The 13,093-nt window shown below is 39.1% G+C and carries 12 protein-coding genes; 3 read left to right on the top strand and 9 right to left on the bottom strand.

Annotated features, from left to right (window positions below; translation table 11 throughout):
• Positions 1 to 37: 37 nt before the first annotated feature.
• Positions 38 to 904: a hypothetical protein gene (locus tag AC1RJ8_RS19160; RefSeq protein ID WP_492955141.1), complete on the bottom strand. Its 867-nt coding sequence runs from the start codon at positions 902 to 904 to the stop codon at positions 38 to 40.
• 176 nt (positions 905 to 1,080) lie between these two features.
• Between AC1RJ8_RS19160 and AC1RJ8_RS19155 the strand changes: the two genes are divergently transcribed.
• The 3 genes from AC1RJ8_RS19155 to AC1RJ8_RS19145 are packed head-to-tail and all read left to right on the top strand — an operon-like array spanning position 1,081 to position 2,966.
• Positions 1,081 to 1,986, top strand: coding sequence for a hypothetical protein (locus tag AC1RJ8_RS19155; protein WP_492955142.1), 906 nt, complete (start codon positions 1,081 to 1,083; stop codon positions 1,984 to 1,986).
• Positions 1,987 to 1,989: 3 nt separating this feature from the next.
• The gene (locus AC1RJ8_RS19150) at positions 1,990 to 2,406 is read left to right on the top strand and encodes a hypothetical protein (RefSeq protein WP_492955143.1); all 417 of its coding nucleotides are present in this window, start codon (positions 1,990 to 1,992) and stop codon (positions 2,404 to 2,406) included.
• Positions 2,406 to 2,966, top strand: coding sequence for a hypothetical protein (locus tag AC1RJ8_RS19145; protein ID WP_492955144.1), 561 nt, complete (start codon positions 2,406 to 2,408; stop codon positions 2,964 to 2,966). Before AC1RJ8_RS19150 ends, AC1RJ8_RS19145 begins: the two co-directional genes overlap by 1 nt.
• Here the strand turns inward: AC1RJ8_RS19145 and AC1RJ8_RS19140 are convergent.
• From AC1RJ8_RS19140 to AC1RJ8_RS19105, 8 genes are all read right to left on the bottom strand, one after another.
• Positions 2,960 to 3,703: an abortive infection system antitoxin AbiGi family protein gene (locus AC1RJ8_RS19140; RefSeq protein ID WP_492955145.1), complete on the bottom strand. Its 744-nt coding sequence runs from the start codon at positions 3,701 to 3,703 to the stop codon at positions 2,960 to 2,962. The genes AC1RJ8_RS19145 and AC1RJ8_RS19140 overlap by 7 nt on opposite strands.
• A gap of 322 nt (positions 3,704 to 4,025) precedes the next feature.
• A complete protein-coding gene (locus AC1RJ8_RS19135) occupies positions 4,026 to 5,162 on the bottom strand; it encodes a hypothetical protein (protein ID WP_492955146.1) in 1,137 nt (378 codons plus the stop codon).
• Positions 5,162 to 5,611, bottom strand: coding sequence for a hypothetical protein (locus AC1RJ8_RS19130; RefSeq protein ID WP_492955147.1), 450 nt, complete (start codon positions 5,609 to 5,611; stop codon positions 5,162 to 5,164). Before AC1RJ8_RS19130 ends, AC1RJ8_RS19135 begins: the two co-directional genes overlap by 1 nt.
• A 10-nt stretch (positions 5,612 to 5,621) precedes the next feature.
• The gene (locus AC1RJ8_RS19125) at positions 5,622 to 7,919 is read right to left on the bottom strand and encodes an argonaute/piwi family protein (protein ID WP_492955148.1); all 2,298 of its coding nucleotides are present in this window, start codon (positions 7,917 to 7,919) and stop codon (positions 5,622 to 5,624) included.
• 1 nt (position 7,920) lies between these two features.
• Complete coding sequence (locus AC1RJ8_RS19120) at positions 7,921 to 8,868, bottom strand: RecB family exonuclease (RefSeq protein WP_492955149.1); 948 nt, start codon at positions 8,866 to 8,868, stop codon at positions 7,921 to 7,923.
• Between the two features lie 2 nt (positions 8,869 to 8,870).
• On the bottom strand, positions 8,871 to 9,212 hold the full coding sequence (locus AC1RJ8_RS19115) for a helix-turn-helix domain-containing protein (protein WP_492955150.1): 342 nt from the start codon (positions 9,210 to 9,212) through the stop codon (positions 8,871 to 8,873).
• A gap of 64 nt (positions 9,213 to 9,276) precedes the next feature.
• Positions 9,277 to 11,346, bottom strand: a complete 2,070-nt coding sequence (locus AC1RJ8_RS19110) for an HRDC domain-containing protein (protein WP_492955151.1) — start codon at positions 11,344 to 11,346, stop codon at positions 9,277 to 9,279.
• 130 nt (positions 11,347 to 11,476) lie between these two features.
• The gene (locus AC1RJ8_RS19105) at positions 11,477 to 12,073 is read right to left on the bottom strand and encodes a hypothetical protein (protein WP_492955152.1); all 597 of its coding nucleotides are present in this window, start codon (positions 12,071 to 12,073) and stop codon (positions 11,477 to 11,479) included.
• Positions 12,074 to 13,093 lie beyond the last annotated feature (1,020 nt).

The following is a 13,093-nucleotide window of genomic DNA, read 5'->3' as shown; positions in this document are numbered from 1 at the left end:
AATCCATGCTGGAATGACAGCGATCGGATACGCTAACTTAAAACATATTTTCCTTGTATTCTTCTTTCTCGAATTTTAATTGGATCGGGATGTCCCGTATGCCAAATTCATAAAATAAGCGAATGGTTAGCGATATCGGGTTTTCTTTCAGGTTGCCATTTCCTTTAGAGGCAATCACTAGCTCAACCGAGTCCCAAGCGTGCGGATACTGTTTGCTGAATTCTGTGGTTTCGTGCAGATAGCTGTTCTCAGCAATCTGAATGGTTCTGATCTGGTCATTTCCCTTAACAAAGTCATACTGTTCAACAATGATCCCGATCTTGAAAGGCGATAAGAAAAGTTCGTTGGAATTGTTGTATATATCGATTTTGATGGGTATTGGCGAAGAGTGTTGCAGGGCATAGGAATAAGTTTCGTACAGAGTTTCGGTGATGGTCAGCCCAAGTCCTGGCACCAATTTCTGACCGCTAATGTACAGTTCAATGCTATCTTCATTTGGCAGCACGGTTTCCCTTGGGTTGGACAGGAACCATTCGATCCTTTTTTTCAGTTCCTGTTTTAAGGTAACGATGCTTTTGTTGTAAATGATGTGGGAGCGGTGCTTCAGGTCAAAGGGGATATCGTCCACGGAACTAGTGAGCAAGATTACTTTTTTGTTCAAGGCATGGGCGTACCCGGTTTCGTAAAATACATTGGCGTTCTTTCCGCTCAGGTCGGATATGATGATGTCTGCCTTGTTGATCTGGTTGTAAATCCTGTCGAGCATGTTTTCTTCGAATATTTGTTCGTCTAGGCGCTCGCAATATGCGTTTAGGGATTCGCAGGTCTCTTTGATGCCAAGTTTATAGGTGTCATCGAAAGAGGAATCGAAGGGCATCAGGACAAAGATGAATGGTTTGGGCATAAGTGCGTTTTTAGTCGAGTTCTGTTCAAACCCTCTGTTAAGATAGGGTTTGTTCATTTCTTTCGGCAATTGGGAATGTTTTTAGTAAAACTACATAAAATAAATATAAATCATAATTCTGTAGAAATGGTTACTTTAGCTTTAGTTGAACAAATTAAACTTTTTAAAACGCCCTTATGAGCTACAATACCGAACATTTTCCACCCAGGCAGGTTAGTGCAGCTGATCTTGAAGTGGACAGGCTGATCCACAAGCAAAACCATCTGCTGGATTTTTTAAGGGAGTTTTTGGTGGCGACCAATGGCGTAGACCAGTTGAGGAACTGTTACTGTTTCGTAGAACTGGCGGTGAAGGTTCGGCTGAACATGGAGGCGGCCAATGACCTGCTTGCAAAGCTAAAAGAGGATTACCGGTTCAAGACCAGTGTCAATTTGATCTACAGGAGCATCATCGATGACCTGATCAGTATGTTTTATCTGAGCGGATTTGTGCTGAAGGATGATGCCATGCAGGTGTCCCTTGCCAACGAGCTGAGTATTCTGTACAAGGAGTTCCTCTCGGGCAGCACCAAGGGAATCGATGCGGACAATGCGCATTTAGCGTATATCCATGAAATGCTGAATGAGCCACCTCCCAAGATTGGGGATTTCCGACAGGAGATCATTGCTGAAAATCCCGAACTTTTCGAGAATGGGTTGATGAAGAACAACAAGAAGCTGCGGGAAACCTCCCATCCTGTATTCAAGGAGCTATTGAAGGATACCAATGGTGCGGGCTTTATTACCGAGGCGAAGAAGCTGGATTTTATTGCGCAGCGGGAGCCCAACCTTGCCCAAGCGCTGACCGGGCTTTTCAAATATTTGAGCCAGTACCAGCACTACAGCCCCAAGATGCACGAGTTTGTGCTCTCGGATGCTGACCTTGATATACAGACCTACAAGAAATGTCTGGTACAGGTGCTGCACATGGTGGATGTACTGCTCCAGTTCATTGTGCTGAACGATCCGGAATATTTTAAAATTTATTTTAAGGAGATGATGGCGGTGATGAGTGTTGTGAACGATAACAATGATGGAATTTAAGCTATGGTAGTCTATCACGGAACCGAGCAGGCCTCGGCCTCGGCAATGATCGGCCCACCGGGCAAAATCGATGTCACCAAGGGTAGGGGAGAGCTGGGGCGGGGATTTTATGTGGGAAGTGAGATTGCCCTGTCTGCGGCCTTGGCAAGAGGGAGGCATAAGGCCAATCCATCTGTTTTAAAGCTAACCATCGAGGATGAGGCATTCTTACGGCTGGATATCCTGAGCTTGAACAGGGTGGAAAGAGTGTTTCAGCTCTGGCGCAGGCTAGTCGCTGAGCGCAGGACGACTACCCACCTTTTCGGGGTTGACGTTGTTGCTGCACCATTTGCGACCATCGACTATGCCCATCAGTACAAGTTTGAAACGCTACGGGCGCAGCAGCTGCTGAACCATTCGGACATTAAAAAGATATTGTAATGAGATTACCTGTATTCCAACTAAGCTGGGTGCTGCGCAACCAGAAGATGGGACTGGTGTTCCCTTCTGAGCTTTCCTATGAGACCCAGGATTTTACTTTTTTTATCCCAGTTTTAATAGACCGATATGGGAATTATGAAAACGGTTCAGGCTATAAAAGGGCGATGGCCGGAAACAGCTATTATTTTCCCTGCGAGATCGGCGGGCGTTATGTCGAAGTTTCCTCGGAAATGAACCTGAATACCAAATCTGGGCTTCCCTCGCTGGCCTTTGAGACCCAAGGAAACGGCACGTTTGAGTTTTTGGTGGAGGAAAAGCCTTTTTCGGCATTTGATACAGGGTTATACCAGCCGGAACTCGATTTTCCGAGGTATTTGGGTGATTTCAACAAGCCGCTATTTAGCCGCTTTGCTTTCCTTCAGCTCAGGCCACTGGACATGGTGCGAATGAACAGCTTTTATCTGGAGGACAAGGGTATTCTTGTAGGCTATACCAGGGAGTTCGGAAATTTTCCTGACAAAGATCTTGGCAACCTATCCGGTCGTAACGGTTTTCAATAGTCGCTGTGGATCTGTTCGATAGAGCAGATCTTACTGAACAGCAGGTCCAGCTCATCGCTCTTCAGAGATTTACCGAAGCGTTCGCGTAGAGCCGAGATTACCTTTGGTATTTCCGATGTGGTGGCCACAATGATATAGGAAATGTCCTGAGGGCTGAAATTAAAGCGCAGGTCTTTTATCTTTTCGTTGTAATAGTCTTTTTTATTCTTGTACTTGGTGTAATCAACAGAAAAGGGTGCCTTGCCTAGCTGCTCCTTTGAAGGAACCAGTCTCCACTCGCGCTCATCATAGAATTTATAGTTGTTTATCGTTATACCCTTGCGTTTGAGCTGACCGGAATAGTTCTTGGTGAAGCACTTTATCCGCAGGATATCTGTTTTCTGCTTTTCGGTCAGGTTGTTCCCTGTTTCCTTGCGCCTGTCTTTTAAAAGTGAGGATAGGGTCTGGGTAACGGAAGAATTTGTTTCCAGGTAAAGCACGGGGTTGACGTGCATCTTTACCGCCCAATCCTTGGAAAGCCCTATGGCATAATGGCCATACGCATTCACATGGCTTAGGGTCTGGGACAGTGGAATGTCGCAGAAGGAGATCATGGGATGTGCAGCAGCCGAGGCGGTCGACCTTTCTGCCTTCAGTCTCTCTGCGCAGTACTTAATCCCGAAACCTTCTTTGATGATCCCTAAAAGGTTGTCCAGGTATTTGGTATAATGGATGATCGAATTGGTGCTTAAGGGCATGGCGTCTTTTTTACTTTGGGTAAAACTAGTAAAATGCCGGCTATCCCGATAATTTTATCCACAACGTTGAAATTTTTATACGCCTACATAGCTGGCTGAAATTATTTCGCATAGTTTGATTTATGCAATGATTTTGCAAGGATTGGCGTAAATGAGTCGAATTAAGCGCAGTTTTTAGAATTGGCAAGGGTTGTCTGGTATTGAAAAAATATCGGGCGGCCCTTTCGGGCTATAACATTTTTTAGGTTCTTTAAAAATTAACAAATGTACCTGTATGGATCTTTATGATACAGTTCTTAAGCGCACACTTAGATATTGTACCTTACTGGATGTCATATTTGATCATTCTTTCAATGGCTGATTTTTCCCATTGATCGAAATCGTGTGCTGAATTTTCAAATTTTTCCCAAGCATCGTGTATGGTTTCGATGAAGTTGGTAGACTCACTACCTTTGTTCATATAATCCTTGAAGCAGATTGGAGATGCTTCTTCTATCATGCAATCTATGGTTTCTACGATGGAATCATAGTATTTAGGAGAAAAGTATCCGAAGTATTCTTCTGAAATTTTTAAGGTTTTCGCAATGGTATTCCATTCATTTTCCAGCTCATCTGCATCATTTCCCAAGCCAAGCTTTCGTGCACGGTCAATTAAAAACTTGATTCGTAACCAACTAACAGGGTGACTGCTATTTGCGAGATCCTTTTCGGGCAGCTGTAGATTTGTCTGGCCCTGCATACGAAGGAAGTAACTAAATGATTTAAGATAGGTTCTTCCCCCGATTTCGAGTCCGATAGCATCGCAGAAAAGTTCTTGTGCCCATTCATACCATGTTTCTACTATACGCTTGGATTTGTCAGCCTGTTCTCTAGCCTGCGGACTATTTGATTGAAAGGCTGGTTGTAGGATGCCATCAAGTTTTGATTGTAGTTGTTTAACCAGGTCATCCATTTCATCACTGTGAGCCTGATAGAAATAATGTCCGATTTCATGGAAAAATAAAGGTAAAAAGAGCAGGCTATGTTGGGAAACAACTGGCAAATAGTAGCTGATCGGCAATCCTACAGCAGGTAAAATTGAGAAATTACCATCTTGGATCAAAAATGGTTGATCCTTAGTTTGTGGATGCTCTCCGTGCAACCAGCTTAACAATTTTAGTGATAATAGGTCATTTTCGTGGTTGCGGTAAATTGCTGGAAGGTATTTGGTACTAATGAAACGAAATTTATTAAGCAGAGCCGAAAAATTGCTAAAAACATCTTCGTGTAAGTCTGGTTCTTTCAAGCCGATTAGGTATTCCAATTGATGCAAATCCGTTTCTATATCTTGGTAAACTTTGATGAGCCATTCCTTAAATATGCTAATTTCAATAGGTGTGGGTTTACTTTTTACGATGTTGTAAGCTACTTGAAGCTCACGCTTGAAGTTTAGTAGCGAACTATGCAATATTATGTCCATCAAATATCTCCAATTAGTTCCCTAATATCCGATAAGCCGTGGCTTTGGATTAGTTTTCTAAACTCTGTCAACGAATCGATAAGCTTAATCTGGTCTGCAGTATCAGAAGAGCTGATCAATTCCCTTACCTTTTCTGGAGAGTTTTTGAATAGTGCTGATTTAAACTGTGCTTTTCTACTTTTTGCATCTACATATTTGCGAACTAAGCTTCTATAACGCAAGTCTATACCAGTCAGCGGATCTCCGTTATGTTGTGCAGTACCGACAAGTTCTTCAAGTTTTTTCATAAAACTAGAAATATAGACTTTAGCTTGATCTACTTCAGCTGGTTCAATTTTGTCATCTATTCCTTTATTTGCTAGTTTAAGATGGATCAATACCTTGTTGATCGCCTCGAGCAAGCTTTGATTACGTTCAAAACTCTGAAATGCTAATTCCCTTGTTTCCATAACATCTATTTTAAAACCTCAGGATTTCCTGGGCCATTTTGTCTTTTAATTGTTCATCTGTGCGTTTAGCCGGATAGGTCAAACGTTGAGATACACGTGGACTTGAGAAATTCAGTTGAGAAGTACTGAATATATCTTCAAGAACCTTGACCAGATTGCATTCTGTATACTTTTTACGGATGAGTAGGGGCGATGCAGTCCCCTGATGAAGTGTCCCTGCTCCAGTAGTATTCAATATACCAGTATCCTTATCGAGTAAAAGATAAGAGCCTTCAAGACAATTAACGTAATTTGGGCCTTTTTTCTCCCATATCTTAATTTGCTTCAAGGTCGATTTATGATATTCAATAAAGTCATATTTGAAGTCTTCAGTGAATAGTCCTTGTTTTTTAAACCATTCAATTACCGATTGGATAGCTTTAAATTCTTCACCACAATCCTTTCCGTCCCTTAAAATAAGCATCGAATTGAGCTTATGTCGTTGGATTACTTCTTTATTTTGACTTATAAGTTCCTTAAGATACCTTTCAAGGAAAGGGCGAGCGATTTCTTCACTTTTCGAATCTGTTTTTGACTTTATATTTTCTCCATAAATTGGAATCTGCATCGTTTTGCCAAACATAAACAACGACAACCCTAAAAATTTTGATTTTGCACTAATATCGATTACCAGTTGCATATCGTAATTCAAATTTGGTTGGATCATGTACGGAAGACATCCCATTTGCTGGATAATGTCCAAAACATTTTGTTCTACAAATCCTTCCCAATTTCGTAATCCTCTATCACCATTTCTAGCATATCCTTCTTTATATTCCTTGTATCCTTTATGACTGCGTTTTAGTTCATGGGTAGTAAGTCGTTTCAATTGCCAATCTTTAAGCTCAAACCTAATGTTGAAATATGTCAGAGAATCAAGGTCATCAAAAGCAAATACAACCATTCCTGGCTCATAGCTATTAACTAGCTCATTAGTCATTAGATCATATAGGTCATAGCTCTGTACAATCGGTTCTACTTTGACCATAGTCAATTTTTCGATCATTGTACAACACTCTTTGGCAAAAAAATCTGCTAAATGCTCATCTATATGCTTTGGATATACAAAATGTATTTCGCGTTGCATAGTCTCAGGTACATAAAAGCAGCCGAAATTTTGCAGGTAATTTTTTCTATTGCCGTAATGCTTTTTGTAAGCATAATCTTTCATTTCGCTTGGCGGTTGCAGTTTCCTGTTATCACCAAATGTCATAGGACTTAAGGGTAGAATGCCACACTGTTCGGGACCTGGCTTAAAGCAGCCTGAGGCAACGTGAGCGAAATTAGTGCCAAATGGCATGTTTCCGAGTTTGCTCCAAAATTTGTTTATCAACTTTGTTCTTTCATCCGGCTCGATTTTATCCTGTTGACTCATTTTGCGGTCAAGGGCATCGTTCATCACACGCAAAATTAGCTTATTTGCAGGCACCAATACTTGCTTCTCTTTCATGTTTGGAAAGGATACGCAGGCAACTTTATCGTTCGGCTTAATATCGTAGTTGGGAGCAACGTCCTTGTAATATTCGTACAAAGAAGAATATTTCTGACTTCCCACGATCATTTCGCCAGTAGTCGATAGGGTCATATCTGATCGATATTGCTTGAAGTAGCATTTGCTCCTTCCATTTGGTCCATCATACATCAATGTCCCTTTTTGCTCCTTTTGACGTCCTGCTAACTGGTTAAAACGATCGACATAGCCTTTATGATAATCGTCAACTGTCAAACTTGTAAAAAAAGCAGTACTTACATTTACAGCGAATGTTAGCCCTATTCCTTCAATATATTGATCAGCTATTTCGAATCTTCTAAAACCTTGGATATCGGAGACATTGAATTTCTTTATAAAATCGCTTTTCAGAAATGGATCTTTCTCGTAAAATATACTAGGCATGCCTAGAATAGTCCATAAATCAGTCTTCTTCAGAACCTGCGCCAATAATGCACGTTTATAAAGTTCTATAATACTGTTCCTTGTTTGAGTGTCGCTTAGACCGAAAGTGAAAGTCCCCTCTACAGGTTCAACCTTAATCAATAATTCATCAATTTGAAAACTCTTTTTCTTGATATCTAAACGGTATTCAGTGATGATCGTATTCCAATTGCCATTAGAGAAGTATGGTGCGGCAGGAATGCCAGTATGCCTGCTTATGATTGTACAAAATCTCTCAGCATTGTTTTTATCCATGCTTTCGCCGACTAATTGATACTTTCTCACCTTAACCTTAAGGCCTTGACCAAATTTGATCTCTTTTAAATTTGTTTCCATCTCAATTTATTATGCAAAATTTCTTAAAAGGGCATTGCATGCAGACATTTTGCTGATTGCATGGTGTGAATGCTCCTATGACTCCTTCATTTCCAAAATCTTCTAATTCTTTTAACCTGTCTATGTCTTGAATAATACGACCTCTAGCACGTTGTATGTGTATCTTAGTAAATTCTAGTGGCTCTAAAATCGCTTCGTTTAAATATGCTTTATAAATCAATATTCGATCTGTAGAAATACCTTTTTGTTCAATCAACCATAAACCATATACCAAAAGCTGCAAACTGGTTTCCTCAGTTTCTTTTGCACCAGTTTTCCAATCTGTGATAATCCAATTCCCATCCTGTGGATAGATCAAATCCGCAATACCATCTACATGCACACCAGGAAAATCAAATCCAATTTTCTTTTCAATCATCGATTCTGGATGCAAGGCACCCGTCCGAAGTGATGCAAAGCATTCGCTGTTGTAAAAGTTATCTAGCAGATGATCTATTTTTTGCTTTATCCTACCACTGATGATACTTGGTTCCTGTTCTTTATAATAGATTTCCTGTATTGATCTTGGGATAAACTTATGTGGTTTATAGATACCATCCCTAAGTTCAGTAGAATAGTTGATGCCATCTTTGAGGATTCGCGAAGCGAAGCTTTTAAGACGTGCTAAATCCCATGGGTCTTTTTTTATCAGGTTCTTAAAGTATGCTCTGATGACCCAGTGGACAATATCTCCAGCAATCAGGTGTTCGTTGCTAAACTGCTTTAAAAAGTTGATGGTGTCTTTATCTTGTCCTTCCGAATCAACAGCTTTCTTGCCTGCAAAATACTGGTAATAGTATTTTCGTGGACAAGCATCCAAAACCTGCATACGGGATATCGACCAACTTGATGGTCTTACCTGATGTTTGTTTTGTTTTGCGCTGGCGATATTTGAAAGGGATACTGACATAATTACCTTAATTTTTTTAAACTCTGCGTTAATCTATCCCATTCATTGTCCGATAGTCCCATATGTTTCACTTGATTCATAAATTTAATTGCCGATGCACTAGAGCTAATGGCGTTACTCATGTCTGAACTTATTTTTTTTGAGTTCGCTAATAGAATTTCTTCTGATATTCCAAGAATATTAGCAATCTTGATGATTGTATCGGCGGCAGGGGGTGGCATCCGATCGTTTTCAATCTTGCTGATGTAGGAAAAATCAACACCTACACCGTCAGCCAGTTCTCGTTGACTAACACCTTTTTCACGTCTTACGTTTTTTAATAATTGTCCAAATGACTGATTCATAATACAAATATATAAATGTTGAGTTGAATGTCAACACAATAATAGAAAAAAATAAAATATTGTTTTAAAATAATTTAGAAACTCCGAAATAGGCATTTACAATTCCGACTATACTTTCTCCAATTTCTGCTGCTTTTGCACTACTGATACCAGATATTTTAGCGAATTCTTCAATTGATTTGGGTGTTTTTTCTGCAATACGCTGCAATGTCTTTTCAGACATGATAATATGTGGAGGTATTCCTTTTTTTGAACTGTGTTCCAATCTCCATTTGTTTAGCATTTCATAAAGTACTGAATATTTGGTCTGCCATTCATCTTTTTTTTCGGACTTTGAGCTACTCTGAACCTTTTGCAAACTTCCTCTGGCGATCAGACTTGCTTCTGTTAAGGCCGTTGGTGCGATAATTAGACTTTTGAAAATATCTGATTTTATGTTGAGTAGGTGCAATGCTTCACTGAGGATATGTGTTAATTGATGCAGTTCGCTTTCTACTCCAATGGTTTGCATGTACACTGTCTTTAGTTTTTTAGACAGAGTTTCTATTTGGTTTAAGAAATAAGTTGATGCCATCTCTATTCTCATAACAAATTCAGAGTTTTCATTGATTGGAAGCTTGGGGTCAAGTTTGCCAATTTCATTAGTGTTGAATTTGCTAGCAGGCCTAATAATCTTACTGTATAGCTCCTCGAGGATGGAACCAAGAATTGGAGTTTCAGATAGTTTTGTTGTTAAAACTTCAATTTCATTTATCACACTTTCAAGAAACTGAAAATCGAAAAAATCGATCAACATCAGGTGTTGGTCTTTGATTTGAAGGTTGCTCAAAGATATTTCGCTAGATTGTTGTTTATGGATACTGTCCATAAACTCAACCGCAGTTTGATCAGATATTACACACTTTTGAGATATAGGTTGTCGCAAAACGATACCATTTAAAGAGCGGCAACGGCTTAATGCGACGTATGCTTGTCCAGCTTCAAAGCTATCTGCAATGTCCAGCACTACATTATCAAACGTAAGTCCCTGACTTTTGTGAACGGTTATTGCCCAAGCTAATTTTATGGGGTATTGGCTGAAACTTCCAATGTTATTTTCCTGTATTTTTTTCTCTGCTTGACCTAAGCTGTATTTGATATTCTGCCAGGTTTGTTGCTCCAAGTCCAATTCGGTAGAATCGTCAATAAATCTGACTTTAATACTGCTTTCAGTCAATTGAACTACATTGGCGGATCGTCCATTATAGTAGCGTTTTTTGCCAGAATCATCATTTTTGATCATGATTACCCTTGCTCCAACTTTTAATTTAATGGTCTCAGCAACAGGAAGACTATCTGATGGGAACTCCCCGTTTATTGTAGCTTTGTAAGCGAAGATATCCCCGGTCAAAAAATTAAGGTTTGACTGGTTGATTGCATTGGCAATCCTGTGATGCGTAGTAATCGTGATATAGCGTTGATCTTTAGAAAGGTCTAGGTCTGTGCACTTGCTGTTTAGTAAATCAATTGACTCTTGTGTAATAGAACTCATTCTGACACTATCGAGTAAGTTTATGAACATTTGGTCATCTTGACGATACACCTTTTGTAGTTCAATATTGATAAACACTGCATTTTTATATGCCAAGCTATCAAAAAAATATGGACTTGCGTAGTATTTAGAAAGTATATCCCAGTTCTCTTTTATTGGAGGTAGTTGAAGTGGGTCGCCAATAAACAGAAGTTGCACTCCCCCGAACGGTCTTCCATTCAGCCGTATTTTTTTTAGTATTCTGTCCAAGAAATCTATCATATCCGCCCTAATCATACTGACTTCATCGACGATAATAAGTTCTAGTGAGCGAATTAATGCCAACTTTTCCAGACTGTATCTCTTTGTCGTTTGTGTAATGGAATAGTCCTTTTCAGTTTGAGGTACTAACGGTCCAAACGGCATTTGGAAAAAGGAATGTATGGTGACACCCCCAGCATTGAGTGCGGCTACTGCTGTAAATGAAACCACAATATGGTTTTTAGGCGTAGATTCTTTAATCTTGCGCAATAGTGTAGTTTTCCCTGTGCCTGCTTTGCCAGTTAAAAAAATATTAACTGACGAGGCTTGCAATAACTTCGGAACAATCTCTATAATTTCCATTATTAATTCTGCGTTATCTATGGATGATTGCAAAGTTACTACATCTTGCGGACAACATCTTACAGGCCTTGTGACTCACTGACTCGGATGAATTCCAGTTATCGAAATAACTACTGCCATTTTAATATAATTAATACCTTTCGTTATTATAGGCTGCGGCCAAATCGACAATTTCATTTACAATTGAGTGATGTTTCGACATATTTTGAAGAATGCTGTCCGTAAAGAACCCATGATAAGTCAATTTATCTTCTAAGATGCACTCAATTGCTAAGATACTATCGTACAGTTGCTGGAATATTTCACTCAGCATGGCTAAGGTATTATCAATTACATGGAACGACGAACTCTTTCTTTTTCTGCTTTGGCCTTCCCAGCCCGTATTGGATATGAATTCCGCACTTTTATCATTGTATACAACAGCAAGTCCGTGGAGTATAGAATTTCTACATCTAAATGCCGGGGTTGCGATGGCTGTCCATAATTTAATTGCCTTTCGAAAATTTATGTCTGTGATATTGTCAGAGAGTTTATAAATTGAACTAATTAATGATGAAATAGGCTTGGTATCAGTTGTAGGATATATCCCAGCTACGTTTTCATTTGACAGCGACCAAACTACACGCTCAACCCTAAATTCAATACTGCCTGCGAGTGTGGCGATTTCACCAAGTTCTCTCAGTCTCTCAGGTGCCAACATAGTTAATAATTTTTCTGAAGGTCTCATTTAATGTCAATTAGTTTTTATTTACGTTTTTGATGTTTATTTAAATATCGACTTAAATCGCCCTTAAGAAATTCTTACTTTTGTTCTGCCAAAATAAAATATTATTTCTAAAGATTTTGTAGGTTGATTTTTCTTTGACAATGGAATTTAGCGTCGTTCAAAACTTATAGCTCCAAAATATCTAAAATAATAGCGCGCCAATATCAAGGTTAGCAATACGTAAATAGACATCAATACAAGATGATCTTTAAGATATAACAACACGAGTGCTGTAAAGAACATGATAAGGTTGAACACCCATATCCGAATAAAATGACTGCCCATAACTGAACTTAAATTCCTAGAATAATCACTGATGATTTTAAAATCGTCAAGAATGAACAGTATAGCAAAATTGAGGAGGCTAAGATATATACTTTCGTATCCCATAATAATGAAAAGCTCGGCTAGTGCTATATTTAAGATATAGAAAGAAATCTGTGTGAAAAATAGTGTCTCTCTGTCTTCGAATATGATAAATCTATCATATTCTTTGAGTTTTCTTACTGGCAAAAGCCCTAGAATCAAGAAAGTCAGAAATTTTCCGTTGAGCACTTTTTTGTAAATATAAGTCGATAGATATATCAAGATGAGCAATGAAGATATCCTAATAGGAAATATCCCTAATAGATTATCCTTTGAAAACCATCCTGAAAGGCTTGAATTAAGCACATTGAATATGCCGTTAAATATAGAGAATAGACCGAAGAAGAGGCCGATACAAAGTATTAGAGTAATAAAAACATATTTAAAAAAATTTACGTTGATTTTTCGGTAGTCCCATGTGTCACTAGCACGTTTGATAAAAGCATTGTTAAATATGATAAATGCTAATGCTGTTAGTGTCAGTGAGAAATATACACCTTTATTATAATTGTCTTGACCATCCTTAGTAACGTGGAGCCAATCAAGCTGGCTCTGTTGTTTTGCTGTGAAAATCTGGTCGAGTTCAATGATATATTGGAGTATGTATTTAAAAAT

The sequence above is a fragment of the Pedobacter sp. GW822-FHT03F06 genome, from assembly GCF_058801365.1.
Note: the sequence above shows the minus strand (reverse complement) of the source record. Positions and strands in the feature narration are given on the sequence as shown.

What these genes read in the sequence shown, in the direction of transcription:
- AC1RJ8_RS19140 (WP_492955145.1), bottom strand. Translation starts at nt 3,703, where the DNA reads ATGCCCTTAAGCACCAATTCGATCATCCATTATACCAAATACCTGGAC.
- AC1RJ8_RS19130 (WP_492955147.1), bottom strand. Translation starts at nt 5,611, where the DNA reads ATGGAAACAAGGGAATTAGCATTTCAGAGTTTTGAACGTAATCAAAGC.
- AC1RJ8_RS19160 (WP_492955141.1), bottom strand. Translation starts at nt 904, where the DNA reads ATGCCCAAACCATTCATCTTTGTCCTGATGCCCTTCGATTCCTCTTTC.
- AC1RJ8_RS19120 (WP_492955149.1), bottom strand. Translation starts at nt 8,868, where the DNA reads ATGTCAGTATCCCTTTCAAATATCGCCAGCGCAAAACAAAACAAACAT.
- AC1RJ8_RS19125 (WP_492955148.1), bottom strand. Translation starts at nt 7,919, where the DNA reads ATGGAAACAAATTTAAAAGAGATCAAATTTGGTCAAGGCCTTAAGGTT.
- AC1RJ8_RS19145 (WP_492955144.1), top strand. Translation starts at nt 2,406, where the DNA reads ATGAGATTACCTGTATTCCAACTAAGCTGGGTGCTGCGCAACCAGAAG.
- AC1RJ8_RS19155 (WP_492955142.1), top strand. Translation starts at nt 1,081, where the DNA reads ATGAGCTACAATACCGAACATTTTCCACCCAGGCAGGTTAGTGCAGCT.
- AC1RJ8_RS19135 (WP_492955146.1), bottom strand. Translation starts at nt 5,162, where the DNA reads ATGGACATAATATTGCATAGTTCGCTACTAAACTTCAAGCGTGAGCTT.
- AC1RJ8_RS19115 (WP_492955150.1), bottom strand. Translation starts at nt 9,212, where the DNA reads ATGAATCAGTCATTTGGACAATTATTAAAAAACGTAAGACGTGAAAAA.
- AC1RJ8_RS19150 (WP_492955143.1), top strand. Translation starts at nt 1,990, where the DNA reads ATGGTAGTCTATCACGGAACCGAGCAGGCCTCGGCCTCGGCAATGATC.
- AC1RJ8_RS19105 (WP_492955152.1), bottom strand. Translation starts at nt 12,073, where the DNA reads ATGAGACCTTCAGAAAAATTATTAACTATGTTGGCACCTGAGAGACTG.
- AC1RJ8_RS19110 (WP_492955151.1), bottom strand. Translation starts at nt 11,346, where the DNA reads ATGGAAATTATAGAGATTGTTCCGAAGTTATTGCAAGCCTCGTCAGTT.